This is a genomic window from Rhodococcus sp. NPDC077669, assembly GCF_040686915.1.
GTDB classification, from domain to species: Bacteria; Actinomycetota; Actinomycetes; order Mycobacteriales; family Mycobacteriaceae; genus Rhodococcoides; species Rhodococcoides fascians.
Map to the genome: position 1 here is coordinate 21,978 of NZ_JBFBMD010000008.1, position 25,124 is coordinate 47,101.

Below are 25,124 nucleotides of genomic sequence, written 5' to 3' on the forward strand. Positions count from 1 at the left end.
GATCCGTTCGATCAGCCTTCGAGCGCGGCGTCCAGCGTGATCTCGACACCGGTGAGAGCCTTGCTGACCGGGCAGGTCTCTTTCGCTGCCTGCGCTGCCTTCGCAAACCCGTCGGCGTCGAGACCGTCCACCTCGCCGCGGACGGTCAATTTGATACCGGTGAGCTTGAAACCGGGCTGATCCGGACCGAGCGAGACATCAGCGGTCACTTCGAGACTCTGCGGAGTACCGCCCGCTTCTGCGATCAGCGCCGACAATTGCATCGCGTAACAGCTCGAATGAGCCGCTGCGATCAGTTCCTCCGGGCTGGTGGTGCCGTCGGCGTTCTCGGCGGCACGCTTGGGAAACGACACGTCGAACGTCGCTGCACCAGAACTGGACAGCTCCACCTGGCCGGAACCTTGTTCGAGAGTTCCATTCCATGCGGTGCGTGAGGTACGTGTTGGCATCGAACCGAGTCCTTTCGTCGTCGACCCTTCATAGGGCCGATACTCAGGCTAACGTCGGCGGGGTGACCGGGCCATCGAGTGCGGAGATCTCGAGATGACGAACGAGCGAGCCACCAGTTGTTTTCGGCGAACAGCGATGATCGTGGCGGCGGCGCTCGTCTGGGGTGTCACCCTGTCGGCACCCGTCGTCGCCGATCCCCTGTCGGACTTCTACGACCTGCCGGTGGAATCGACGGGACATTCGCCGGGCGATGTGGTGCGAGTACGACCGATGAACTCGCCCAAAGGTTTCGGACTCGGCTTCGACATCGAACGAATCCTGTACACCTCCACCGATACGCACGGCGAACCAAAGACCGTCTCCGGGTACACGATGACCCCCACCGCGCCGTGGCCCGGTCCCGGACCGCGACCGGTGATCGCCTACGCGCCCGGCACATCCGGGATGGCCGATCGCTGCGCCGGATCGGCGGTACTCGGTACCGTCGGGTCGTCCCCCGCCATCCTGCCGCTACTGCTGGCCGGCTATCGCGTCGTAGCGACCGACTACCAGGGACTCGGCACTCCGGGCGGGCACACATACCTGAACCGCCTGGCCTCGGCACATGCGTTGCTCGACGTAGCGAGAACCGCCGACGATGACGCGCCGTTGGTTCTGTACGGGTACTCGGAGGGTGGGTTCGCCTCGGCCTCGGCGGCCGAACTCGCCAATGGGTATGCCCCCGAGCTCAACATCGTCGGCGCCTATGTCGGTGCGCCACCGGCAGATCCGACGCTCAACATCGAGCCCCTCGACGGCACCACACTCGGCAGCGCCGTCCTGTTCGCGGTCGACGGCATGATCAATGCCTACCCCGAACGTGCCGACGACATCCGAAGCGTGTTCGACGCCGACGGCACCGCACTGCTGGACGCCGCGCAGAACTGGTGCAGCACCGACCGTGCAGCGAACGACGCTATCGACACAAGAGCTCTGACCCGCGACGGACGCCCACTCACCGCACACCTGAACGACCCCGGAATCTTCGACGTGATCGATGCGAACACCGTCGGCCGAATCGCACCGAGCATGCCGGTCTACCTGTCGCACGGCGTCGCGGACGACGTCGTACCGATCGAGCAGTCCCGGGCTCTGCTCGAACGCTGGCTGGAGCTCGGTGCCGATGTCACCTACCGCGAATACGACTTTCCGGTCGTCCCGATCACGGGCGCGAACCATGCACCCGGAGCCTTGGCCGCATACGCCGACATATTGCCCTGGATCGCCGACCTCGTTCACAGATCCGACGCCTGATCTCAGCACCGAAATCAGGGTCTTCGCCGAGGCTTCTGCGCGGCCCGGGCCTGGATCAATGCGCCTTTGTTGCAGTCTGACCGACTGGAACCCACATTGATCCGGGGGGTGGGTGGCGGGCCGGGCGGGTGGGGGTGCGCGGGCGGGTGGAGGTGACGGGCCGGGCGGGCGGGCGGGTGAGTGGGTTGGCTTGTGGACATACGACAACGGGCGACCCTCCGAAGAGGATCGCCCGTTGTGTTGGAACTGGTGGAACTTACTCGCTGTCGCTGTCTCCGGCGGCCTTGGCCAGATCGACCGGAACCTCGTCGGGGACGATGATGGCTTTCTTCTCACCGCGGAACGTGAACTTCGCGTCCTCGCCTGCGCCTTCGCCGTCCCAGTTCTCGACGTCGACCAGGATGATCTGGCCGGCTTCGATTTCGCCGAAGAGGATCTTCTCCGACAACTGGTCCTCGATCTCGCGCTGGATGGTGCGACGCAGTGGCCGCGCACCCAGGACGGGGTCGAATCCGCGCTTGGCGAGCAGAGACTTCGCCTTCTCGGTGACCTCGATCGCCATGTCCTTGTTCTTGAGCGCACCTTCGACTCGGTTGAGCATGAGATCGACCATCTGGATGATCTCGTCCTTGGTGAGCTGGTGGAACACGACGATGTCGTCGATACGGTTCAGGAACTCGGGGCGGAAGTGCTTCTTCAGCTCGTCGTTGACCTTGAGCTTCATCCGCTCGTAGTTCGATCCGGTGCCTTCACCCGAGGAGAAGCCGAGGCCGACTGCCTTCGAGATGTCCGAGGTACCGAGGTTCGAGGTGAAGATCAGCACGGTGTTCTTGAAGTCGACCGTGCGTCCCTGGCCGTCGGTGAGACGGCCGTCTTCGAGCACCTGCAGGAGGGTGTTGTAGATCTCCTGGTGTGCCTTCTCGATCTCGTCGAACAGCACGACGGAGAACGGCTTGCGGCGGACCTTCTCGGTGAGCTGGCCACCCTCTTCGTAGCCGACGTATCCGGGAGGAGCACCGAACAGACGCGACGCGGTGAAGCGGTCGTGGAACTCGCCCATGTCGATCTGGATGAGCGCATCGTCCTCGCCGAAGAGGAAGTTCGCGAGTGCCTTCGACAGCTCGGTCTTACCGACACCGGACGGGCCGGCGAAGATGAACGAGCCCGACGGGCGCTTCGGGTCCTTCAGACCTGCACGGGTACGACGGATCGCCTTGGAGACGGCCTTGACTGCCTCGACCTGGCCGATGATCCGCTTGTGCAGCTCGTCTTCCATGCGGAGCAGACGGGTGGTCTCCTCCTCGGTGAGCTTGAAGACGGGGATGCCGGTCCAGTTGCCCAGAACCTCGGCGATCTGCTCGTCGTCGACCTCGGCGATGACATCGAGGTCGCCGGAACGCCACTGCTTCTCCCGCTCGGCACGCTGACCGACGAGGGTCTTCTCCTTGTCGCGCAGGTTCGCAGCCTTCTCGAAGTCCTGAGCGTCGATGGCCGATTCCTTCTCCCGGCGCGCGTCGGCGATCTTGTCGTCGAACTCACGCAGGTCTGGCGGCGCGGTCATCCGGCGGATGCGCATCCGCGCGCCCGCCTCGTCGATGAGGTCGATTGCCTTGTCGGGCAAGAACCGATCGTTGATGTACCGGTCGGCCAGAGTGGCGGCAGCGACGAGTGCACCGTCGGTGATCGAGACGCGGTGGTGTGCCTCGTAGCGATCGCGCAGACCCTTGAGGATCTCGATGGTGTGCTCGACGGTCGGCTCGCCGACCTGGACGGGCTGGAAACGACGCTCGAGAGCGGCGTCCTTCTCGATGTACTTGCGGTACTCGTCGAGCGTGGTGGCACCGATGGTCTGCAGTTCGCCACGAGCCAGCTTCGGCTTGAGGATCGATGCTGCGTCGATGGCACCTTCGGCTGCACCTGCGCCGACGAGCGTGTGCAGCTCGTCGATGAACAGGATGATGTCGCCGCGGGTGTTGATCTCCTTGAGCACCTTCTTCAGGCGCTCCTCGAAGTCACCGCGGTAACGGCTGCCGGCCACGAGCGAGCCGAGGTCGAGGGTGTAGAGCTGCTTGTCCTTGAGCGTCTCGGGAACCTCGCCGTTGACGATGGCCTGAGCCAGGCCCTCGACGACTGCGGTCTTACCGACACCGGGCTCGCCGATGAGAACAGGGTTGTTCTTGGTACGACGCGACAGCACCTGCATGACGCGCTCGATTTCCTTCGCGCGACCGATGACCGGGTCGAGCTTGCCTTCGAGCGCGGCCTGGGTGAGGTTGCGTCCGAACTGGTCGAGAACCAGTGACGTCGACGGGGTGCCCGCCTCGCCGCGGCCGCTGCCGCTCTCGGACGGCTCCTTGCCCTGGTAGCCCGACAGCAGCTGGATGACCTGCTGGCGCACGCGGTTGAGGTCGGCTCCGAGCTTGACCAGAACCTGAGCTGCGACGCCTTCGCCTTCGCGGATCAGGCCGAGCAGGATGTGCTCGGTGCCGATGTAGTTGTGGCCGAGCTGCAGTGCTTCACGCAGGCTGAGCTCGAGTACTTTCTTGGCGCGCGGAGTGAACGGAATGTGACCGGACGGAGCCTGCTGGCCCTGGCCGATGATTTCCTCTACCTGGCTGCGGACTCCTTCGAGGGAGATGCCCAGCGACTCGAGAGACTTTGCTGCAACACCTTCACCCTCGTGGATGAGGCCCAGCAGAATGTGCTCCGTGCCGATGTAGTTGTGGTTGAGCATCCGGGCTTCTTCTTGAGCCAGGACGACAACACGCCGCGCGCGATCGGTGAACCTCTCGAACATCGCTCTCCCTCACTTCTCGGTGGGTGGTAGCTCGCCCACCAGTTCTTCCAGCGCCGCAGTGTCCTGAACACTCGGTCGCTTGTGCATTCGAAGGTAAGACTGTGTCTCACTGTAGTTGGCCGACGCGACGAACGCCGACCCTCCACCCCTGAAATACTGCGTCTCCGGCAACGAGACGGACCGCCTCGTGTGCTTACTGTTCATAACGCAGGCACTTTGCAAAACGTTTCCCGATCGCTGTCCGCTGCTGGCGAACAGCTTTCTGGCCTCCGATCAGGCCTGCGACGGCTTGACGATCGGAAACAGGATCGTTTCGCGGATGCCGAGGCCGGTCAGTGCCATCAGCAGACGGTCGATTCCCATACCGGTTCCGGTGGTCGGCGGCATTCCCTGTTCCATGGCCGCGAGGAAGTCCTCGTCGAGCACCATCGCCTCGTCGTCGCCTGCGGCAGCCTGACGCGCCTGGTCCTCGAAGCGCTCGCGCTGGATGATCGGGTCGATCAGCTCCGAGTAGCCGGTCGCCAGCTCGAATCCACGAACGTAGAGATCCCACTTCTCGGTGACGCCCGGCTTGCTGCGGTGCTGACGCGTCAACGGCGACGTCTCGACGGGGAAATCACGGACGAACGTCGGTTCGGTCAACGCGTCGCCCACCTGGTGTTCCCAGAGTTCCTCGACGAGCTTGCCGTGGCCGTAGATCGGGACGCCGTCCTTGCGGGGGACTTCCAGCCCGACCTTGTCGGCGATCGCGAGCAGTTCGTCGACGGTGGTGTCGGGGGTGACGTCGAATCCGAGCGACTCCGACAACGACGGGTACATCTCGAGCGTCGTCCATTCGCCGCCGAGATCGTAGGAGGTGCCGTCGGGCAGGGTGACCACGGTGGATCCGAGTGCGGCCACCGCCACTTCCTGGACGAGTTCCCGCGTCATCTTCGCCGAATCGTCGTACGTGCCGTAGGCCTCGTAGGTCTCGAGCATCGCGAACTCCGGCGAGTGGGAGGAGTCGGCACCTTCGTTGCGGAAGTTGCGGTTGATCTCGAAGACCTTCTCGATGCCGCCGACGACGCAGCGCTTGAGGAACAGCTCCGGCGCGATGCGCAGGTACAGATCCGTGTCCATCGCATTGGAATGGGTGACGAACGGCCGGGCCGCGGCACCGCCGTGCAGCGTCTGCAGCATCGGGGTCTCGACCTCGAGGAAGCCGCGACGCTCGAGTGCGTTACGCAGTTCACGAACGACGGCGATGCGCTTGCGAGCGGTCTCTCGGGCCTCCGGACGCGTGATCAGATCCAGGTAACGCTGCCGGATCCGCGTCTCTTCGCTGAGTTCCTTGTGCGCGACGGGCAAGGGCCGCAACGACTTCGACGCGATCTGCCACGCGTCGGCCATAACGCTGAGCTCACCGCGACGGGAGCTGATGACCTCGCCGTGGACGAACACGAAGTCGCCCAGGTCGACGTCGGCCTTCCACGCTGCGAGGGCGTCCTCGCCGACACCTGCCAGGCTGATCATGGCTTGGAGCTGGGTGCCGTCGCCCTCCTGCAGGGTGGCGAAGCACAGCTTGCCGGTGTTACGGACGAAGATCACGCGGCCGACGACGCCGACGATCAGGCCGGTCGTCGTGTCGGCGTCGAGCTCGGGAAACTGGGTGCGGATCTCGAGCAGCGAATGGGTCCGCGGAACCGACACCGGATACGCCTCGACCCCGCGCTCGAGCAACGCAGCGCGCTTGGCGCGACGAATCCGTAGCTGCTCCGGGGTGTCGTCGGCCGGCTGGGTAGAAGCTGTATCACTCACGCGCACACACTTTACAGTCCGAGACTGTCGGGACGATCAGTGCGCTGCGACGGCCTCAGCCTCGCGAACGCAGTGCTTGGCCTGCGTCAACACCCCGAGCAGCCCTGCCGACTTCAGCGCCTGATAGCCGCCGACCAGATCGGTGGCCTTGTGCAGACCCAGCAGCTTGAGCGACGCGGCCGCGAGCGAGGACGTGTAGCCCTCGGAGCAGATGACGATCCACTCGACGTCGTGGTCGGTGGCGATCGCCAGCCGCGCGTCACTGGTGGGATCGAGACGCCATTCGAGGACGTTGCGTTCGATGGCCAACGCACCGGGCAGGGTGCCCTCGACAGCGCGCTGCGCCTGCGGGCGAATGTCGACGACGACCGCGCCGCGGTCGACAGCATCACGGAGCTCGAAGACGGTCATGCGATCGATGGTCTCGCGAGCGGATTCGAGCATTTCGACGATGGTCATCTCGTGGCCTTCTCGGGTTCGGCGGTGAGCTCACTGCGGGTCCGGCGCAGCGTGGCGCGCTCGGTCACTTCGTAGTACGACATCGCCGTCAGCGGCGGTGAGTAGGCGTGCACGCTGAGGGTGGGCCCGGTCGTGTTCGACGCCGGATCGTGCATCACGTCGTGCACCCATCCCAGCGGAAAGGCTGCCTGATCTCCCGCGTCGAGATGACGTTCCTTCAGTTCGGTTCCCGCCCAACGGTATTCGAGCAAAGAACCACTCAGGACGGTCAATGCACCGAGCGATCCGGCGTGATCGTGCAGTTCGGTGGATCGCTCGGGAACCCAGCTGATCAACCAGACGTCGAGATCGTCGTCGGAGTGCAGGCGAGTGGCCCAACGCTCGTCGGTAGGCCACTGTCCACCGCCGGGAAGCAGGTGGTCGAAGCGACCCTCGAGGACGTCCGATGCGCCCTGATCGGTGATCCGAAGCAGGTCGGGAGGACGCAGCCGAGTCGGCGATGTCGAGACCGACCGCGAGGTCGATCGGGGACGGGAGGGTGCAGAAAATACAGGTGTGGAAAGCATGAAGCTCTACTCCAAGGGTGTGTAACGAACGAGGCAGCGGTCAGCCTCGACAACACTCCTGGGTGGCCATGCACGTCATCACGCCGACGATTCTGACACACGAACGCCCGACGCGCTACCCCGCTTCACCGAAACATTCAGCGTGGCCGTCGCTTTGCCATGTTTCGTTCGTAGACCAGTCGCAGACCCTCCAGCGTCAGGTCGGGTTCGTGATGCTCGATGGTCGTCGACTCGGGCAGGATCAGCGCAGCGATGTCTCCGGTACCGATGACCGCGACGTCGGTGCCTTTGACCTCCGGCACCTCACGTCTGATGCGTCCGACGAGCCCGTCCACCAGGCCGGCGAAACCGAAGATGGTGCCCGCCTGGATGCACTCGACGGTGTTCTTTCCCAGCACCGATCGCGGCCGCACCATCTCGACCTCACGCAGCGTCGCGGTGCGAGTCGACATGGCCGAGGCCGAAATTTCGAGACCGGGCGCGATCGCTCCGCCGAGGAACTCGCCCTTGGCCGAGACGACGTCGACACACGTGGTGGTGCCGAAATCCACCACGATGCACGCCGAGTCGTACAGATCATGTGCGGCAAGGGTATTGACGATGCGATCGGCCCCGACCTCTTTGGGATTGTCGACCAGCAGCGGAACCCCGGTCCGCACACCGGGTTCGACCACCACGTGCACCACGTGATCCCAGTAGCGCACGAGCATCGTCCGCATCTCGCGCAGCACGGACGGCACCGTGGACAGAGCCGTCACCCCGGTGATCTGCTCGGCCTGTTCGCCCAACAACCCCCGCAACATGAACGCCAGCTCGTCGGCCGTCACATGGGGATCGGTGCGAATACGCCAATCGCGCAGCAGTTTCGAGTGATCCCCGGTGCCGGTGAAGAGCCCGACCACCGTGCTGGTGTTGCGTACATCGATTGCGAGAAGCATCGAGTCAGACCAGCACGGAGTCGGCCCGCAGATCGCGCGGCGTGATCAGACCCGAACCGGCGGGCGCATGAGCCGGGTCGCTGCCGAGCTCGACCGGCCGGTTCTTGTCGTCGACGAACACCACCCGGGGTGCGTAGTCGGCAACCTCCTGCTCGTTCATGACCCCGTAGGCGATCAGGATGACCAGGTCACCCGGGTTCACCAGATGCGCTGCGGCCCCATTGATTCCGATCACACCACTGCCCCGCTCACCGGTGATCACGTAGGTCTCCAGCCGCGCACCGTTGTCGATGTCGACGATGGTGACCTGCTCGCCTTCGAGCAGATCGGCTGCTTCCATCAGTTCCTGATCGACGGTCACCGAGCCCACGTAGTGCAGGTCCGCGTGCGTGACGGTGGCGCGATGGATCTTGGACTTCATCATGGTACGAAACATCGTGTCACTCTCCACTTTTCGGATCGTCCGGGTACTCCAAGAAACCGGTGCCGACGGCGACACCGACGTTGTCGATCAATCTCGTGGTACCCACCTTGGCCGCCACGAGCAGTCTGCCGTCCCCACGTTCGGGAGCCGGGCCGAGATGCGGGTCGCGCACTTCGAGGTAGTCGACCTGGACCAACGGCACCTGGTCGAGTACGGCACGCGCGGTGGCGATGATCGCCTCCGGACCACCGGCAGCGGCGTGCGCCCCGGCCACGAGTGCAGCGGACAACGCCATTGCAGCGTCACGCTGTTCTGCATCGAGATACCTGTTGCGCGAGGACAGCGCCAGACCGTCCTGCTCGCGAACCGTCGGGACTCCGATGACCGCGACGTCGAAGTTCAGGTCTCGCACCATCTGCCGGATCAACGTCAGCTGCTGGTAGTCCTTCTCCCCGAAGTACGCCCGATGCGGAGCGGCTATCTGCAGCAGCTTCGCCACGACGGTGAGCATTCCCGCGAAATGCGTTGGTCTGCTGACACCGTCGAGTTCACTACCGAGCGGACCGGGATGGACCGTGGTGCGCGGCCCGGACGGGTACATGTCGGACGCGGACGGCGCGAATACCAATTCCACGCCCTCGCCGCGGAGCAGTTCGACATCGGCGTCGAGGGTCCGCGGATAGGCGTCGAGGTCCTCCCCCACGCCGAACTGCAGTGGATTGACGAAAATCGACGCGATCACGACCGCGCCGGTGAGCTTCGCCTGGCGCACCAACTGCAGGTGGCCGGCATGCAATGCGCCCATGGTCGGCACCAGAGCGACCTGCTTGCCGACGCCACGTAGGGCCTTGGACACCGACGTGATCACCGCGGGATCGTGGTGAACCGTCAACTGTCCCTTCGTGTAGCTGCCCGCGAGGGTCATCGCTTCCCTTCCAGAATCTCGATCAGATCGGCTGCGGCACCGATACGTTGGGCGGACCGCAGCGACAGCGCACGGTAACCGGCGGCGATCCGTGGATCGACGGCCTCGAGCACTTCGAGGTGTTTGCCCACAGCCGCGGTATCGCCTCGGGCCACCGGGCCGGTCAGTGCGGATTGTCCGTTGCGCAACGCATTGTCCAGTGCAGTTTCGAGCAGCGGAGCCAGAACGCGCTCGGGCACACCACGTTCGGCATCGGATCCAGGAAAACCCGGACCGGCCAACGCAACTCGCAGTGCCTCGACCGCGTCGACGACCAACGTCACGAGGTGATTGCTGCCGTGAGCCAACGCCGCGTGGTAGAGCGCCCGGTTGCTCTCGGGCACGTGCACCGGCTCGCCACCGATCTCGAGGACGAGGGCTTGGGCTACCGCATAACCGATCTCGTCGCCCGCGGTGATGCCGAAGCACGCGGCCGTCATCCGGTCGGTGTCCTCGGGTCCGCCGCTGAATGTCATGGCCGGATGTATTGCCAACGGAACCGCGCCAAGGGCAGCCAGCGGCTCCAGTACCGCGACGCCGTTCGCGCCGGAGGTGTGCGCCACCAACTTGCCCGGCGCGACCGCCCCGGTCGCGGCGAGACCGGCGACGATCGAGGCCAGTTCGTAATCCGGTACCGCCAGAATCAGCAGTTCGGCGCGACGGGCAACCTCGTCGACAGGCAGAATCTGCGACTCGGGCAATCGATCACGTACTCGCGCGATGGATGCGTCCGATACCGCGGCGGCACCGACGACAACGTGTCCGACGCGTTCGAGCGCCTCACCGAATGCCGTACCGACCCGACCGGCGGAGACGACACCCACGGTCAAGCGAGCCGGAGACAGACCACCAGTGAACCCTGATGAGGTCACCGAAATTTTCCTCTCGTTCGTTCCAGTCCCGCTCGGCGGGTACCAGACGTCCTGCAGGGAACAATAGCGACAGCGGCACCGAACGTGCCATGGGAAACCGGTGTGATCTGGTTCTCAGTCTGCGCGACGGCGACGGCGACGCGTGCCGGCGTCGGTGGTCGTCGTGTCGGCCGAATCGCCGCCTGCCAGCCCGGCCATGATCTCGGCGACGGAACGGCCGTTGGAGTGCGCGCCGGACGCCTCCTCGGTGGATTCGGCGCGCCTGCGTCCGCGTCGCGGTGCATCCGCCGTCTCCTCGGCAGGCGTGTCGTCGACGCGGTCGGCTGCGAAGAACGCATCGGCCGAATCGCGCAGCGATCGGCGAGACTCCGGGTACGTGGCCTCTTCTTCGGCCGATTCGGACTCGGTGGCCTGCTGGGGCTGGGCCTCCTCGACAGGTTCGGCGTCCTCGACAGGTTCTGATTCGGCCGCGGGTCGACGCGTCTGCTCAAAGTTGTATGCGGTGAACGGCGAGGTGGGCGGGCTCACCCGACCGGCCGGCCTCGGTGCCCCGTAGGGGCGGGACTGCGCGGCCGGCGGCTCGGTGCGGTCGTTCTGCCCGGCGTCGGTGACGTCGTCGGAACCCTCCGGTGCAGAACCCTGCTCGGCAGACGCGTCCTGTGCGTACCGGGAATCGGTGTCCGGTGCCGCGGTCGCGCGGGGCATTTCGTCCGGATCCTCGGGGTAGACCACCGACGTCTCGGCGGTGACCGGCTCGTCGTAGGGCGTACCTACGCCGTTGAAGCCGGGGCCTGCAGGTCCGTTGCCGTTGCCGCCACCCCGTACGTACAACCCGGACGGGGCGGGCTGATAGCTGTCGTAGCCACGGCCACCGAGTTCCTGCATCCGCATCGCCTCGGCGCGCAGTGCGACCCGTTCGGTCGGTAGATTGCCCTCGAAGAGCACCTGCAGGTTCTGGCGCAGCGCGGCCAGTTCGTTACGCAGCGCAGCGACCTCGTCCGATTCCAACCGCGTCTCGTTGCGCACCCGGGCTTCGACGCTCATCTCGTACTCGCGTCGGGCCGAGATCTCGCGGGCGAGCTGCAGTTCGTAGACGGTCTGTAAGTCCTTGGCCTTGGTCTGATCCGCGGCCGCTTCCCTGCGGTACTTCGTCATCGCGAACGCACCGATCACCGCGGCCCACAGCGCCGAGAGCACCCCGACGCGCATCCACTGAACGCTTTCGCTGAACAACAACAGCACACTGGCGACGATGCCGAACACGACGAGCGCCGCGAGGAACAGCTGGCTCGCACTACGCCGCTTTCGGCGTCCCTTCTTGGCGCGAGTCTGATCTGTCATGTTCTCAAGGGTAACCGGCCTGTCGGTCGCATCTGGTCATCCCCGACCGATCACGTACACAACGAAGGTAACGATCGAGGGACGGATACGTTATCGGGAGCGCTCGTCGTCCCGATCTTCCGGGGTGCGGCAGCACTGCTCCAGCCACACCGCGGCGGCGACGACAGCAAGGCCCGCGACGAGGGCCACGATCGCTCCGGCTCGGTCAGCGGACGCCGCTCGCACCGTTGCCGCACGTGGCAATACGTACACCAGGAAGCCGACGCACACCCCCACCAGAGCGGTTCCCACCAGCAGCGACGCCTTCGCCAACACCAGCGCCCGGAAGACCGTCAACGGATGCAGGTCGTGCAGACCGGTACCCACTCGATGCTCGGCGATGCGATTGCGGACGATCACCGCGGTCACCACTTCCACCACCGCGACCAGATACAGCGACGCTCCGGCGTACACCGGGATCGGCGGAAACGAACCGTAGAAAACCCGCACCAGCAGCCACGTGCCCACTGCGGCGATCAGAAACAAACCCAAGACATCCCAGATCTTGGTGGGATTGGTCACCACAGTCGATCACCGTCGCCGTCGAGACGGACGACTCCCGCTCGCTCGTCCGTACTCAGACGCTCGAGCAGCTCGGATATCGGCACGTCCGCCCCGTCGACCCGAAGCGTGGCGTCGGGCTCGACGTCCAGCCACGGCATCAGCACGAACGCGCGCTCGTGTGCACGGGGATGGGGAAGAATCAGGCGCGGGTCGTCACTGATGACGTCGTCGCACACGATCACGTCGACGTCGAGGCTGCGGGGTCCCCAACGCTGCACTCGAACGCGGTCCGCTGCCTCCTCGAGTTGCTGCCCCAGACGCAACCAGTCCCACGGGCCGTAGGCATCGTCCTCGGCCACCACGATCGCGTTGAGGAAGTCCTGTTGCTCGACGCCACCCCACGGAGCAGATCGATGCACGGCCGAGCACGCCACCACGCGCGAACCCAATTCCGTTGTGACAGAACGCAAGTGGCTCATCGAGTCGCCGATGTTGCTGCCGATCGACAGCACTGCACGGCTCACTTTCGCTCCCGATAGGCCACCACGGCAACGTCGCCGAACGTCAGGGGAATGGGAGCCGACGGCTTGTGCAGCACCACCTCCACCGCGTCGACTCGGGAGTCGTAACCGAGCACCACCTCGGCGATCTCGGCGGAGACCGTCTCGATCAGATCCCGGGACGGGCCCGCTACGACCGCCGCGGCATGTTCGGCCAGCTCGCCGTAGTGCAACGTCCGAGTCAGATCGTCTGTCTCGGCCGCGGGCGAGAGATCCATCCAGACGGTGATGTCGACGACGAAGTCCTGGCCGTCTCGCTTCTCGAAGTCGAAGACACCGTGATTGCCGCGGACGGTCAGCCCGCGCAATTCGATGCGGTCGCCGCGACGAGTCCCTGCAGCGGCACTGTTGATCTCGCTCATGCGCGACCACCCTGCCATGCCCGCACGACGGCCACCGCGTCGAGTGACGACCGGACGTCGTGCACCCGCACTCCCCACGCGCCGCCGGCGACGGCGAGGGCCGAGACGACGGCCGTCGCGATCTCCCGGCCGTCCGGTGGACGCGGTGAACCGTCGGGTTCGGCGAGAAGCGAGCCCAGAAAACGTTTGCGGGACGCACCCACCAGAACCGGGAAACCGGATTCCACCAGGATGGGCAGTCCGCGCAGCAGCTGCCAGTTGTGCTCCGCGTTCTTGGCGAATCCGAGGCCCGGGTCCAGCACGATCCGCGACGCGTCGACCCCGGCGCTCACTGCGTGGTCGACCTGCTCGAGCAGTTCGCGGCGGACGTCGGCGACCACGTCGTCGTAGTGATCGGCCGGACCGGTGTGCCGGAACGTCGAGTCGGCGGCCCGCCAGTGCATCAGGATCCACGGCAGTCCGCCTCGCGCGACCACGCCGGCCATTGCGGGGTCGGCTCGACCGCCCGAGACGTCGTTGACGATCGACACCCCGGCCTCGATCGCCGCAGCGGCGACGTGTGCGCGCATCGTGTCGACGCTGGTGCTCACGCCTTCGGCGGCCAACGCCGAGATGACCGGTACGACGCGCTGCGCCTCGACCGACGGGTCGACGCGGTCCGCCCCGGGGCGCGTGGACTCCCCGCCGACGTCGACGATGTCGACTCCCAGCCGATGCATTGCCAGACCGTGTTCGACGGCCGCGTCGACGTCGAGGTAGCGACCGCCGTCGGAGAACGAATCGGCCGTCACGTTGAGAACGCCCATGACGATGGGCGCAGCGGGAACGGAGCGCGCGAGAATCATCGTGATCGGACCGGAACCGTCATTTCCGGAGGATCAGGTCCAAGGCTTCCGAACGCGATGCCGCGCTGGACTGCAGCAGACCCCGGACCGCAGAGGTGGTGGTGCTGGCACCGGGCTTGCGGATACCGCGCATCGCCATGCACAAGTGCTCGGCCTCGATCACGACGATTGCGCCGCGTGGGTCGAGCTTGCGCATCAACGCGTCGGCGATTTGGCTGGTCAACCGCTCCTGCACCTGGGGACGCTTGGCGTACATGTCCACCACGCGAGCCAGCTTCGACAGACCGGTCACCTTGCCGCTCTTGCCGGGGATGTATCCCACGTGGGCGACGCCGTGGAACGAGACCAGGTGGTGCTCGCACGTGGAGTACATGGGGATGTCTCGAACCAGAACCAGTTCTTGATGGCCTTCGTCGAAGGTCGTGTTCAGCGCGGTGTCCGGATCGGTGTAGAGGCCGGCGAAGATCTCTCGGTAGGACCGGGCGACACGAGCCGGGGTATCGAGCAGGCCCTGGCGGTCGGGATCCTCACCGACGGCAATGAGCAACTCGCGTACCGCGGCCTCCGCGCGGGGCTGGTCGAACACCGCGCCCGTGGCAAAGGCCACCGTCTCCACGATTCCCTGCTGCGGGGCGGCGGATTGCACGGCTGCTGGGACTTCTGCCGAGTCGCCTGTCGACTCGTCGGTCCTGTTGACTGACACGAGAACGTACCTCCGGTTGGGCTCCGCGAATGTGGCAGCTGGGCGGGCGTGCTGCTCGGTGTGAACGGCTCGCCGACGAACAACAGCACGGGTTCGAAACGACGCACTGGGTCGACCGTCACGGTCGACCCAGTCAGCCTAATGATCGGACTAGCGGTGTGAGCCGCCCGGTCCTTCCCACCGTTGGGTGCGTGGGCCGGCGTCGCCGTCGTCGTTTCCGTGACCGTCGCCGTGCTCACCCTGTTGCGACTCCTCCGACGAACCATGAGCGGGTCGATCGTCTCCGGGCAGCGGGTAGTTGTGCGAGCTTTCCGGAACCTCCCACGTGGGAGTCGACTCCGGCGCGCCCTCGGAATTCTCGCCGTAGGGAGGCTCGTGCCGGGACGTGCGACCGTGCTCCCCGGCGTCCGGCCGGAACGGATCCGGCTGGTACTGCGGCGGCTGATACGACTGCTGCGGCTGCTGCGGGTCGTACGACTGCTGCGGCTGGGGCGGCTGGTAGGACTGCGGCTGCTGATACGTCGGATGCTGACGGTAGCCCTGATCCGAGTCCTGCTCACGCGGAGGCTGGTACTGAGCCGGCGGCGTGGACGGGCCTTGGTAGCGCGGCACCTGTGGCTGATCGCGCGGCGGCCAGCCGGGTGCCGACCAGCCGGCGGGAGCGCCGTAATCGGGGCCCGAACCATTGGGACCCGATCGGGGCTCGGGCCGGCGATAGCCCTCGGAGTATCCGCTGCCCGTGGCCGGCCCGCCGTAGCTTCCGTTGGCAGGACCGCCGTTGGTAGCGCCGTTGTAGCCGCCACCGTTGGTAGCCCCGTTGTAGCCGCCACCGTTGTTGCTACCGCCGTTGTAGTCGCCGGGGGCTGGCGCGCTACGTCGACCGGAACCCGTGTTCGGTCCGAGCTCGCCGGTGCCCGGTGCGCCGTTGCTGGGGGCGCCGTTGGTGGGTGCGCCGTTGTAACCGTTGCTGCCGTTCTGCTGTCCGCCCTTGGTCAGCTGCGGCGACCCGGCGTAACTCGGCTGCGGAAATTGTTGCGGCGGAAGCTGTTTCGGGGCCGGCGGCACCGGAGGCCATGGCTCGCCGCGCTCGGCGGCAAGCTCCCGCGGCGTCTTGACCGGAGGCTTGTCCGAGGGCTTGCGATCACCGAAGTCGTTGAACAGGGTGATTCGCGGACGCTTGGTGACGCTGTGGAAGATTTTCTCGAGGTCTTTCCGGGTCAGCGTCTCGCGCTCGAGCAGCTCCGAGGCGAGGGTGTCCAGCAGGTCTCGGTACTCGTTGAGGATGGCCCATGCCTCGGTGTGCGCGGCTTCGATGAGCTTGCGCACCTCCTCGTCGATTTCGCGAGCGACCTCGTGCGAGAAGTCGGACTGCTGTCCCATCGAACGACCGAGGAACGGGTCGCCCTGTTCCTGTCCGTACCGAACGGCTCCGAGCTTGCTGCTCATGCCGTATTCGGTGACCATCGCGCGGGCGATCTTGGTGGCCTGGTCGATGTCCGAGGATGCCCCGGTGGTCGGCTCGTGGAACACCAGCTCTTCCGCGGCACGGCCACCCATGGCCATCACCAGACGAGCGATCATCTCCGACCGCGTCATCAGGCCCTTGTCGTCCTCGGGCACGGTCATCGCGTGACCACCGGTACGGCCGCGCGCAAGGATGGTCACCTTGTAGACGGGCTCGATGTCCGGCATCGCCCACGCGGCGAGCGTGTGCCCGCCCTCGTGGTACGCGGTGATCTTGCGTTCGTGCTCGCTGATGATGCGGCTCTTGCGACGGGGCCCACCGACGACACGGTCGACGGATTCTTCGAGCGACGCCTCGGTGATGACGGAGCCGTTCTCGCGAGCAGTGAGCAGTGCCGCCTCGTTGATGACGTTGGCCAGGTCTGCACCCGACATTCCGACCGTGCGCTTGGCGAGGCCTTCGAGGTCTGCGTCCTGCGCGACGGGCTTGCCGGCCGAGTGCACCTTGAGGATCGCTCGACGTCCGGCCAGGTCGGGAGCACCGACCGGGATCTGACGATCGAAGCGGCCCGGACGCAGCAGTGCTGGGTCGAGGATGTCGGGACGGTTGGTCGCGGCGATGAGGATGACGCCGGTGCGCTCACCGAAGCCGTCCATCTCGACGAGCAACTGGTTGAGCGTCTGCTCGCGCTCGTCGTGCCCGCCGCCCATGCCTGCGCCGCGCTGGCGGCCGACGGCGTCGATCTCGTCGACGAAGATGATGCACGGGCTGTTCTGCTTGGCCTGCTCGAACAGGTCGCGTACACGGGATGCACCGACACCGACGAACATCTCGACGAAGTCCGAGCCCGAGATGGTGAAGAACGGGACACCCGCCTCGCCTGCGACGGCGCGGGCGAGCAGGGTCTTGCCGGTTCCGGGAGGTCCGTACAGCAGCACACCGCGCGGAATTTTGGCACCGAGAGCCTGGTAGCGCGCCGGGTTCTGCAGGAAGTCCTTGATTTCGTAGAGCTCTTCGACGGCCTCGTCGGCACCTGCCACGTCGGCGAATGTTGTCTTCGGCATGTCTTTCGTCAGCTGCTTGGCCTTGGATTTACCGAAGCCCATGACACCGCCGCGACCGCCACCCTGCATACGGCTCATCACGAAGATGATCACGCCGAGGATCAGCACCATCGGCAGGATGAGGAGCAGGAACGAGCTGAACCAGCTCTCCTGGGTGACGGTGGTGTTGTAGCTGCTCAAGCCCTGCGAGTCGACCTTGTCGAAGATCTGCTCGGACGCCGAGTCCGGGTACTTCGCGATGATCTGCTTCTCGTTGTCCGTGGCGTCCGAGGCCTCTTTGAGGGTCAGCCGGATCTGCTGCTCACGGTCGTCGATCTGCGCGGACTCGACATTGCGGTCGTCGAGTTGGGCGATCGCCACCGAGGTGTCGACCGACTTCCAGTTCCGCGTGTCGTTACCGAAGTAGCTGAAGGCATAGATCACCAACAGAATGCCGAAAACGATGGCGAGATTTCGTATTACTGTCTTCCGATTCATACAGCTTCAGCCGACTCGGCCGTGTCCTTTCAGTCCGCTCCCGCGCGCTGGCTGCTCCCTGCCCGCCGGATGCTCCAGGCTACCGCGAGACTCGGACATCGGACTCGCTCTTACCTGGCGCTCTGCGTCCACGCGCCTGTCGGCGTCGACGCTTCTTCCCCTCCAACGACTGCGCTCCCCCGGCAGTTCCCCGTATCTAGCCGCACACTATCGGCATCGATGGACCATTGCATACGTCTCGGCGCGGCAATGGTCCATTCACGGCCGGCCCGACGACGCAGGAGGAGCCGAACGACTCGGATCAGCTGTAGACCTTCGGGTCCAGCAGCCCGATGTAGGGCAGATCGCGGTATCGCTCGTTGTAATCGAGGCCGTAGCCGACGACGAATTCGTTGGGGATGTCGAAGCCTACGTTGGCGACCTCCACGTCGACCTTGATCGCGTCGGGCTTGCGCAGCAACGTCACCACGGACAGCGACGCAGGAGACCTGGTCGCCAGGTTGCGCTTGAGCCAGCTCAGCGTCAGACCGGAGTCGATGATGTCTTCGACGATCAGCACGTGGCGTCCGGTGATGTCGCGGTCGAGGTCCTTGAGAATCCGGACGACGCCGGAGGACGACGTCGACGAGCCGTAGGAGCTCACCGCCATGAACTCGAGCTGCGCCGGGATGGGCAGGGCCCGCGCGAAGTCGGTCATGAACATGATCGCGCCCTTGAGAACGCCGACCAGCAGCAAGTCGCCTTCGGGAGCACCCTCGGGATACCGCTTGGCAATTTCCTCTGCGAGTTCCGCGGTCCGTGTTTTGATCTGTTCCTCGGAAATGAGAACCGATTCGATGTCGCCCTCGTACACGGGGTTTCCCTTCATTCGTTCTCCAGGCCGACGCTCAGCCTGCCATGCCGACGCGAGCACACCAACCTCGCCTCCGGCGTTCCCCCAGGCAGCGCAACTCCGCCCTGCCCGGTCCAGCGCACGACGAGCGCATCGACAGCGCGGATCTGACGGTCCGACAACGACGTCACACCCCGGCCGAGGAGCCAGCGCCGCACCACTCGGCGGCGGATCGCAGGATCGGACGACTCGATCGCCGAGACGTCCAACTCGCGGGTGTTCGTATCGACGACGGACGCGGCGATGGCGTCGAGCGCCCGGCCGTCGTCCTGCAGCTGCTCGGCCGTGCGGGCCAGAGCCGGAGCGACGCCCCCACCCAGCACGTCCTCGAGCAACGGCAACACCTCGTGGCGTAGTCGCACCCGAGTGAAGTCCGGATCGGAATTGTGCGGATCCTCGAACGGTTCGAGTCCCAGCTCTGCGCACGCGGCCCGCGTCACGGCGCGGCGGACCCCGAGGAGCGGCCGACCCCACGGGTCGTCGAACGCTGCCATTCCGGCGATAGACCGAGGCCCCGAGCCCCGACCGAGGCCTAACAGCACCGTCTCGGCCTGATCGTCGAGAGTGTGCGCCACCAGCACCGAGGCATCACCGCGCGCGGCGTCCAATGCGTCGTATCGGGCTCGGCGAGCGGCGGCTTCCACCCCACCCGTACCCGCCACGGTCACCGTCAGCACCCGCGCATCGGCGACGCCCAGCAACCGGGCACGCTCGGCGGCGACGGCAGCCACCTCGGCCGATCCCGCCTGAAGTCCATGATCGACGATCAGCGCCGCCACGTTCGAAGCCTCGGCTGCCGTCGCCGCAGTGAGCGCCAGTGAATCCGCACCACCGGACAACGCCACCGCTACCGGGCCGGGATGCGCCGCCAACCAACCCCGCACCGCACGCCGAACTTCCAGCAACGCCGGAGACTCGGGCAGCTTGGGTCGTTCCGCAGGCTCAGCCAAGGACTCGCGCGACCCACGCATCCGGGTCCTCGATCTCAGACAGCAACGGCAGGGTGTCCGGTCCGGTCCACACCGTGTTGAAGCGTTCCATTCCCACCGAGCCGACGACGTGATCGACGAATGCCTTGCCGCGTACGTATTGCGCCATCTTTGCGTCCATCCCGAGCAGTGTGCGGACGACGCGTTGCACGGGGTTGACCTTGCGTTGGCGTCGCCGATCGAATGCGCGGCGGATCTGCACCACCGACGGCACGACGGCCGGTCCGACGGCGTCCATGACGTGGTCGGCGTGACCTTCGAGCAGTGTTCCGAGAACGAGAAGCCGGTCGATCGCCTGCCGCTGCGGCTCGGGCTGGGTCGCGCGGAGCAGACCGATGATGCCGGCGTCCTCGGCGGATCCGCCGGGATTCTTCCTGGCCTTCAGAGCGCCGCTCAGCCGAGTGAGGACATCGGACATCGGCTCGTCGGTGCCGTCGGAGAGCAATCCGACGTTGTCCCGCATGTACTGCCCGAGCCACGGCGCGGAGGAGAACTGCACTCGGTGGGTCACCTCGTGCAGGCATACCCAGAGTCGAAAATCACTGGGCGAGACGCGAAGTGCACGTTCAACGGCGATCACGTTGGGTGCGACCAGCAGCAGGGTGCCGCTCTCACCGGTGAACGGATCGTACTGTCCCAGAATGGCACTGGACAGGAACGCGAGCATGGCACCGGCCTGCAACCCGGCGGGCTTGCCACCGAGCAGACCGGTCGGGGGTGCCTCGTTCTCGTCCCCGGTGAGGTGCTTCATCGACGCAGCCGCTGCAGCGATCCATCCTGCTCGATCGACCACCTGGGCGTCGGGCACCGGCAGACCGTCGGCCAGACCGGTCGTCTCCCGCACCGGCCCCTCGGCCCGAATCGATGCTGCGGCAAGCTCTTCCACGGCTGCGGCGGCGGTGTATCGCGAGGTGGCCGGTCCCGGGCGGGCCAATCTCGCTCCGGCCTTCGCGGCCACCGCCCAGTCGACTGCGCCGGCGAACCCGGACGTGGCGCCGTTGTCGTCGGCGGTTGCTGTTTCGGTGCTCATCGGCAACCACACATTCTCAGGGTCGATGCGACGGCATCGAGGGCGGGTCGACTGACATCGGGTGGCCGGTCGTTGGACATCAGGGCGAACGTCAGGATCCGACCGTCGACGTCGACGACGTATCCCGCCAGAGCGCTTGCAGCGGAGAGGGTTCCGGTCTTCGCGCGAACCCAGCCGGCACCGGTACGATCACCCGAGGCGTACCGATCGGACAGCGTTCCGGTGGCACCGGCGACCGGTAGGTAGTCGAGCATGGGCCGCAGTGCCGGTTGGCCGCTCCCGGCTGCCGACGTCAGCACCTGATCGAGCAGGCGCGCGGGAATCCTGCCGTCGACCGACAGTCCGCTCGCGTCCTGCAACGCCAGACCCGCCATGTCGAAGCCGGCCGAGAACAGGGTCTGGCCGATGGACGCCACCGCCCCGGAAAAGCTTGCCGCCGTATTCATCTCGAGCGAGAGTTCTCGGCCCACCGCTTCGGCCAGCACGTTGTCGGACCGATAGATCATCTGCTGCAGCCGATCCCGCAACGGGGCCGACTGCACCGATGCGATCTGATCGGCACCCTCCGCCGCCTTGCCCGTCGTCACCGCAGCGGGGTCGACGCCGAGTCCCGCGGCGAGGGCGCGGCCGGCATCGAGGGCAGGCGTGGTGCTGCGCGGCGATTCGTCGACGAGGGGGTTCGAGCGGCCGCCGTCGAGCATGATCGGTTCGATCGGGGTGATCGATCCGGCGGCGATGTCGGCCGGGAACCAGCCCTGGGCCATCGTGTCGCCGGAGTAGATGGACGTGTCGACGCTGATGCTGCGCACTGCGGTTCCGCTGCGGCGGATCTGCTCCACCAGGTCGTCGATACGCGCCGCTCCCGGATAGAACCCGGTCGTACCCACCGGCAGGGCGGTGAGCGTGGGGTCGCCGCCGGCGATCAGCACGATGTTGCCCTCACCGCTGCCCTGGACCACCCGGGTCGCGACGCGGTGGTCGGACGGAAGCGCGAGCATCGCGGCCGCTGCCGTGAGCACCTTGGTCGTCGATGCGGGAGTCATGGGCGTGTCGGGATTCTGCGACCACAGGATCTGGCCGGTCTGCGCGTCGGCCACGGTGCCGGTGAAGGTGCCGAGCGCGGCGTCGTCCACGACGGGTGCGAGCGCGCCTGCGAGACCGGCTGCGCTCGGCACCGGGGCGGAGTCGGGGAACGCGGTGATCGACGGGTTCGGCAGCACAGTCTCGGGCGGGGGTGCGATCGCGGCGTCGACACTTTCGGAGACCCTGGGCAGCACCAGAGCGGCGGTCGTGACGGCAAGGACCACGACGAACACCGCGCACAGCGTGAGGATCAACCGCTTCTTCCTGCGTCTGCGCCCCGCCATGGGACCGAGGAATCGCCGTGTCAGCCCCGCCACCGTTCCTCCGTCATTGCCGTGGTCGTACCCATGATCGTCGAGTCAACAGTATCCTCGGGTCCGGTAGCCTTGCGCCGCCACCATAGAGACATTCGCAAACCACTCGAGCCCGCTCGGGCTCGAACCAAGACAGTGAGGACTGCACGTGTCGTTCGACGTCACCATCGAGATCCCCAAGGGGCAGCGCAACAAGTACGAGGTCGACCACGTCACCGGACGTGTTCGTCTCGACCGCTACCTCTACACCGCGATGGCGTATCCGGCCGACTACGGCTTCATCGAGAACACCCTGGGCGAGGACGGCGATCCGCTCGACGCGCTGGTGCTGCTGCCCGAGTCGGTGTACCCCGGTGTCATCGTCGAGGCCCGCCCGGTGGCCATGTTCAAGATGGTCGACGAAGCAGGCGGCGACGACAAGGTGCTGTGTGTGCCGGCCGGCGACACCCGCTGGGATCACATCCAGGATCTGAGCGACGTCTCGACCTTCGAGCTCGACGCGATCAAGCATTTCTTCGTCCATTACAAGGATCTCGAACCCAACAAGCACGTCACCGGTGCAGACTGGGTGGGTCGCGCAGAAGCCGAGGCCGAAATCGCTGCGTCCTTCAAGCGTTTGACGGACAATCCGGGTCACTGATCCTTTCGGCATCACAACACCTCGTTTCGGCCGTGTGCCGACGAACCACAGTTTGGGGAGACGTATGACCGACAGCACTTCCAACGGCACCGCCGGTGATCGGCGCAATCTGGAGTCGCGGCCGATATCGGACCCGACCCAGTTCCCCGATCTGCCGGTGACCGTCGTTCTCGACCGGATCCCGGTACCGATTCTGGCTGTCGATCCCACCGGTGCCATCGTGTTCGCGAACGAGGCCTTCGACGATCTGTTCGGACTCGACCGGACAGAACGAGAGGACTTCCACCTGCACGACATCTTCCCGGATCGAGCTCCGGAGGGCGTGAACGTCGCGGAGATGTTCCTGACCACCGTCGCCACCCGTGCGGACTCCCTGTGGCGGATGACCGACAAGACCGGCGACATCTTTCAGGTGCGGGCCAGCAAGTCGATTCTCAGGCGCACCGAGGACACTATCGTGCTCGTCGCGTTGGAGGATTTCACCGACCAGCTGTGGAACGACCCGAAGAGCGCTCTGCGCTGACGGTTCGAATCGTTCTCCCCAGAACGTTTCCCGGGAACGACCAACGGTGTACATCGGCATGTCAGGTGCCGGTGTACACCGTTGCTTTGTTTCCACCCGCGTGTTTCGACTCGTACATCGCTGCGTCGGCGTCGAGCAGTCCGTTGTGCATCAACTCGGCCGACTCGTAGGACGAATCGGCCGACCGCCACTGGCCGGCATCGAGTATCGCGACCCCGATGCTGACCGTCACCGGCACGTCGTCGCCTGGATCGTGCACCGCCTCGCGAATGTCGTCGGCCAGGTGTTTGGCGGAGTCGGCGTCGACCGGAACGGCAATCGTGAACTCTTCACCTCCGGTCCGCGCCACGCACGGATGTCTACCGGTGACAGCGCTCAGCCGTCGCGCTGTCCGGCGAAGAACCCGGTCACCCATCGCATGGCCGAAGGTGTCGTTGACCCGCTTGAACTGGTCCAGATCGACCACCATCAACGCCACGGATTCAGTGTCGGCCAATCTGCCCAGCATCCGCTCGAGCCGCAGTTCCAGACCGCGCCGATTGAGCAGGCCCGTCAGAGAGTCGGTGTTGGCGAGGTCGAGCTGGCGTTGGATGACGGCGCGAAAGGCGAGCACCGAGTTGACCACGAGCACCGTGACGAGAGCGCGCGCGATGATCGAGGCCGGGTCGTCCGGGCGTTCGAGGACGGCCAGAACCGCGAGCAGCAGAATGACTGCGTTGACGAACGCCGTGTGAAATTTCAGTACGTTGCGGCGGGAGAAGTACGCGATGTAGGTGCCGATCACCGAGAACAGGGCAGCCCCGTACAGAGCCAGGTCCCGGTCCGCAAAGGTCAGCAGTAGCCCCGACACCCCCACGTCCGCATAGATCACGAACCATCCGGGCATGTGCGAGGCGTCCACCGACCGTAACCACCACCACGCTCCCACCGGCAGGGTGGAGAGCAGCACGATCGTGCAGATCAGCACGGCCGTCGTGCCCACCGGACCGTCGTCCGACAGCATGATGATCGCGCCGATCACTCCGAACGACGGGACGAGCACTGCGATACCCCTGGCCACGCGACGCTCGAGCCGGATCGAGCCCGATCGGGGTCCGATCTCGGACGACGGGGAGGGTAGGTCGTGATCGGTTGGCATCGCGTCCCCTCCGTCCGTTTCGAGCAGTCCGAGCATCCGGGTACGACGGCGTCGCGCCCCGGCCGTCGAGGCAGGGCTCGAGCGTACGAAACGACTCGACCGTCGTCACCGAGTTCTCGGAGTCCGAGGCTCAGACGTTACCCGGGCGTTGAGTGGGCAGGTCCGGTCTGATGGTCTCGTAATCGGTCAAGAATCGATCCAGCAGTCCGACCAGCGTCGCCCGATCCTCCTCGGCCCATCCTTCGATGACTCGTCCGAGGTTCTCGGTGCGGCGTTGCTGGATGGCGGCTGCAGCTTCCTCACCGGACGGGGTGACGGCCAGAACGAATGCCCGCCCGTCACGTTCGTCGGGTACCCGAGCGACGTGTCCTCGCTCGACCAGCTGGCCTACCTGCCTGCTGACCGTGGACGGGTCCGAGTTGACCATCGCGGCGAGCTCGCTGGACCGCATCGGTCCGTCGCGCAGCAGGCGGAACAGGCATACGTAGGCGGCACCGTCGACGCCGCCCGAGGACGAGATCTGCGCGATGTTGCGCTCCCGAATCCGCTGCAGCCGAACCAGCTGTGTACCCAGCTCTTCGGCGTATTCGACCAC

General features: G+C 65.9%; 25 protein-coding genes. 3 read left to right on the plus strand and 22 right to left on the minus strand.

Annotated features, from left to right (window positions below; genetic code table 11):
- Positions 1-11: 11 nt before the first annotated feature.
- Positions 12-449, minus strand: a complete 438-nt coding sequence (locus tag AB0P23_RS11920; RefSeq protein WP_027494355.1) for an OsmC family protein — start codon at positions 447-449, stop codon at positions 12-14.
- Positions 450-543: 94 nt separating this feature from the next.
- On the opposite strand from AB0P23_RS11920, the gene AB0P23_RS11925 reads away from it, so the two are divergent.
- Positions 544-1,743 carry a lipase family protein gene (locus AB0P23_RS11925; protein WP_196251005.1) on the plus strand — a complete coding sequence of 400 codons (1,200 nt, stop codon included), beginning with the start codon at positions 544-546 and terminating at the stop codon, positions 1,741-1,743.
- A gap of 256 nt (positions 1,744-1,999) precedes the next feature.
- Here the strand turns inward: AB0P23_RS11925 and AB0P23_RS11930 are convergent, their stop codons facing one another.
- From AB0P23_RS11930 to dacB, 19 genes are all read right to left on the minus strand, one after another.
- A complete protein-coding gene (locus tag AB0P23_RS11930) occupies positions 2,000-4,540 on the minus strand; it encodes an ATP-dependent Clp protease ATP-binding subunit (protein WP_027494358.1) in 2,541 nt (846 codons plus the stop codon).
- Between the two features lie 273 nt (positions 4,541-4,813).
- Entirely contained in the window at positions 4,814-6,337 is a 1,524-nt protein-coding gene (lysS, locus tag AB0P23_RS11935; protein ID WP_032373866.1) for a lysine--tRNA ligase, read from the minus strand.
- 36 nt (positions 6,338-6,373) lie between these two features.
- Complete coding sequence (locus tag AB0P23_RS11940) at positions 6,374-6,796, minus strand: rhodanese-like domain-containing protein (protein WP_032364474.1); 423 nt, start codon at positions 6,794-6,796, stop codon at positions 6,374-6,376.
- Entirely contained in the window at positions 6,793-7,362 is a 570-nt protein-coding gene (locus AB0P23_RS11945) for a cysteine dioxygenase family protein (protein WP_080733275.1), read from the minus strand. The genes AB0P23_RS11940 and AB0P23_RS11945 overlap by 4 nt, the downstream gene beginning before the upstream one ends.
- 137 nt (positions 7,363-7,499) lie before the next feature.
- Entirely contained in the window at positions 7,500-8,300 is an 801-nt protein-coding gene (locus AB0P23_RS11950) for a type III pantothenate kinase (protein WP_032373865.1), read from the minus strand.
- Between the two features lie 4 nt (positions 8,301-8,304).
- Positions 8,305-8,736, minus strand: a complete 432-nt coding sequence (gene panD / locus AB0P23_RS11955; RefSeq protein ID WP_027494364.1) for an aspartate 1-decarboxylase — start codon at positions 8,734-8,736, stop codon at positions 8,305-8,307.
- A 4-nt stretch (positions 8,737-8,740) separates the two neighbouring features.
- Positions 8,741-9,649 (minus strand): pantoate--beta-alanine ligase, encoded by a 909-nt coding sequence (panC, locus tag AB0P23_RS11960; RefSeq protein WP_032373864.1) that lies wholly within the window; start codon positions 9,647-9,649, stop codon positions 8,741-8,743.
- Complete coding sequence (locus tag AB0P23_RS11965) at positions 9,646-10,560, minus strand: DUF2520 domain-containing protein (RefSeq protein ID WP_032373863.1); 915 nt, start codon at positions 10,558-10,560, stop codon at positions 9,646-9,648. Before AB0P23_RS11965 ends, panC begins: the two co-directional genes overlap by 4 nt.
- Before the next feature lie 114 nt (positions 10,561-10,674).
- On the minus strand, positions 10,675-11,901 hold the full coding sequence (locus AB0P23_RS11970) for a DUF6779 domain-containing protein (protein WP_045841407.1): 1,227 nt from the start codon (positions 11,899-11,901) through the stop codon (positions 10,675-10,677).
- A gap of 90 nt (positions 11,902-11,991) precedes the next feature.
- Positions 11,992-12,462 (minus strand): DUF3180 domain-containing protein, encoded by a 471-nt coding sequence (locus AB0P23_RS11975; protein WP_032369421.1) that lies wholly within the window; start codon positions 12,460-12,462, stop codon positions 11,992-11,994.
- Entirely contained in the window at positions 12,459-12,968 is a 510-nt protein-coding gene (folK, locus tag AB0P23_RS11980) for a 2-amino-4-hydroxy-6-hydroxymethyldihydropteridine diphosphokinase (protein WP_032373862.1), read from the minus strand. The genes AB0P23_RS11975 and folK overlap by 4 nt, the downstream gene beginning before the upstream one ends.
- Positions 12,965-13,366 carry a dihydroneopterin aldolase gene (gene folB, locus AB0P23_RS11985; RefSeq protein ID WP_045841635.1) on the minus strand — a complete coding sequence of 134 codons (402 nt, stop codon included), beginning with the start codon at positions 13,364-13,366 and terminating at the stop codon, positions 12,965-12,967. The genes folK and folB overlap by 4 nt, the downstream gene beginning before the upstream one ends.
- Positions 13,363-14,211: a dihydropteroate synthase gene (folP, locus tag AB0P23_RS11990; RefSeq protein WP_230593387.1), complete on the minus strand. Its 849-nt coding sequence runs from the start codon at positions 14,209-14,211 to the stop codon at positions 13,363-13,365. The genes folB and folP overlap by 4 nt, the downstream gene beginning before the upstream one ends.
- A gap of 19 nt (positions 14,212-14,230) precedes the next feature.
- Complete coding sequence (gene folE, locus AB0P23_RS11995) at positions 14,231-14,797, minus strand: GTP cyclohydrolase I FolE (RefSeq protein ID WP_048317281.1); 567 nt, start codon at positions 14,795-14,797, stop codon at positions 14,231-14,233.
- A gap of 267 nt (positions 14,798-15,064) precedes the next feature.
- Complete coding sequence (gene ftsH, locus AB0P23_RS12000) at positions 15,065-17,920, minus strand: ATP-dependent zinc metalloprotease FtsH (RefSeq protein ID WP_363797699.1); 2,856 nt, start codon at positions 17,918-17,920, stop codon at positions 15,065-15,067.
- A 301-nt stretch (positions 17,921-18,221) separates the two neighbouring features.
- Complete coding sequence (gene hpt / locus AB0P23_RS12005; protein WP_027494374.1) at positions 18,222-18,773, minus strand: hypoxanthine phosphoribosyltransferase; 552 nt, start codon at positions 18,771-18,773, stop codon at positions 18,222-18,224.
- Positions 18,774-18,784: 11 nt separating this feature from the next.
- The gene (gene tilS / locus AB0P23_RS12010; protein WP_283550557.1) at positions 18,785-19,783 is read right to left on the minus strand and encodes a tRNA lysidine(34) synthetase TilS; all 999 of its coding nucleotides are present in this window, start codon (positions 19,781-19,783) and stop codon (positions 18,785-18,787) included.
- Entirely contained in the window at positions 19,755-20,831 is a 1,077-nt protein-coding gene (locus AB0P23_RS12015) for a zinc-dependent metalloprotease (protein WP_052061339.1), read from the minus strand. Before AB0P23_RS12015 ends, tilS begins: the two co-directional genes overlap by 29 nt.
- Positions 20,828-22,198, minus strand: a complete 1,371-nt coding sequence (dacB, locus tag AB0P23_RS12020) for a D-alanyl-D-alanine carboxypeptidase/D-alanyl-D-alanine-endopeptidase (protein WP_045841637.1) — start codon at positions 22,196-22,198, stop codon at positions 20,828-20,830. Before dacB ends, AB0P23_RS12015 begins: the two co-directional genes overlap by 4 nt.
- A 178-nt stretch (positions 22,199-22,376) precedes the next feature.
- Between dacB and AB0P23_RS12025 the strand changes: the two genes are divergently transcribed.
- Both AB0P23_RS12025 and AB0P23_RS12030 read left to right on the plus strand, forming a co-directional pair.
- Positions 22,377-22,868 (plus strand): inorganic diphosphatase, encoded by a 492-nt coding sequence (locus AB0P23_RS12025; RefSeq protein WP_027494378.1) that lies wholly within the window; start codon positions 22,377-22,379, stop codon positions 22,866-22,868.
- A 64-nt stretch (positions 22,869-22,932) separates the two neighbouring features.
- Positions 22,933-23,391, plus strand: a complete 459-nt coding sequence (locus tag AB0P23_RS12030; RefSeq protein WP_032399603.1) for a PAS domain-containing protein — start codon at positions 22,933-22,935, stop codon at positions 23,389-23,391.
- A gap of 61 nt (positions 23,392-23,452) precedes the next feature.
- Here AB0P23_RS12030 and AB0P23_RS12035 read toward each other — a convergent pair whose 3' ends face one another.
- Entirely contained in the window at positions 23,453-24,529 is a 1,077-nt protein-coding gene (locus AB0P23_RS12035; RefSeq protein WP_363797702.1) for a GGDEF domain-containing protein, read from the minus strand.
- Between the two features lie 130 nt (positions 24,530-24,659).
- On the minus strand, positions 24,660-25,124 hold the full coding sequence (locus AB0P23_RS12040; RefSeq protein ID WP_032369382.1) for a MarR family transcriptional regulator: 465 nt from the start codon (positions 25,122-25,124) through the stop codon (positions 24,660-24,662).

Bases quoted from the DNA above. Each gene is read 5' to 3' on its own strand.
- AB0P23_RS11920 (WP_027494355.1), bottom strand. From the start codon at position 449: ATGCCAACACGTACCTCACGCACCGCATGGAATGGAACTCTCGAACAA.
- AB0P23_RS11925 (WP_196251005.1), top strand. From the start codon at position 544: ATGACGAACGAGCGAGCCACCAGTTGTTTTCGGCGAACAGCGATGATC.
- AB0P23_RS11930 (WP_027494358.1), bottom strand. From the start codon at position 4,540: ATGTTCGAGAGGTTCACCGATCGCGCGCGGCGTGTTGTCGTCCTGGCT.
- AB0P23_RS11940 (WP_032364474.1), bottom strand. From the start codon at position 6,796: ATGACCATCGTCGAAATGCTCGAATCCGCTCGCGAGACCATCGATCGC.
- AB0P23_RS11945 (WP_080733275.1), bottom strand. From the start codon at position 7,362: ATGCTTTCCACACCTGTATTTTCTGCACCCTCCCGTCCCCGATCGACC.
- AB0P23_RS11950 (WP_032373865.1), bottom strand. From the start codon at position 8,300: ATGCTTCTCGCAATCGATGTACGCAACACCAGCACGGTGGTCGGGCTC.
- panD (WP_027494364.1), bottom strand. From the start codon at position 8,736: ATGTTTCGTACCATGATGAAGTCCAAGATCCATCGCGCCACCGTCACG.
- panC (WP_032373864.1), bottom strand. From the start codon at position 9,649: ATGACCCTCGCGGGCAGCTACACGAAGGGACAGTTGACGGTTCACCAC.
- AB0P23_RS11970 (WP_045841407.1), bottom strand. From the start codon at position 11,901: ATGACAGATCAGACTCGCGCCAAGAAGGGACGCCGAAAGCGGCGTAGT.
- folB (WP_045841635.1), bottom strand. From the start codon at position 13,366: ATGAGCGAGATCAACAGTGCCGCTGCAGGGACTCGTCGCGGCGACCGC.
- folP (WP_230593387.1), bottom strand. From the start codon at position 14,211: ATGATTCTCGCGCGCTCCGTTCCCGCTGCGCCCATCGTCATGGGCGTT.
- ftsH (WP_363797699.1), bottom strand. From the start codon at position 17,920: ATGAATCGGAAGACAGTAATACGAAATCTCGCCATCGTTTTCGGCATT.
- tilS (WP_283550557.1), bottom strand. From the start codon at position 19,783: ATGCGTGGGTCGCGCGAGTCCTTGGCTGAGCCTGCGGAACGACCCAAG.
- AB0P23_RS12015 (WP_052061339.1), bottom strand. From the start codon at position 20,831: ATGAGCACCGAAACAGCAACCGCCGACGACAACGGCGCCACGTCCGGG.
- dacB (WP_045841637.1), bottom strand. From the start codon at position 22,198: ATGGCGGGGCGCAGACGCAGGAAGAAGCGGTTGATCCTCACGCTGTGC.
- AB0P23_RS12030 (WP_032399603.1), top strand. From the start codon at position 22,933: ATGACCGACAGCACTTCCAACGGCACCGCCGGTGATCGGCGCAATCTG.
- AB0P23_RS12035 (WP_363797702.1), bottom strand. From the start codon at position 24,529: ATGCCAACCGATCACGACCTACCCTCCCCGTCGTCCGAGATCGGACCC.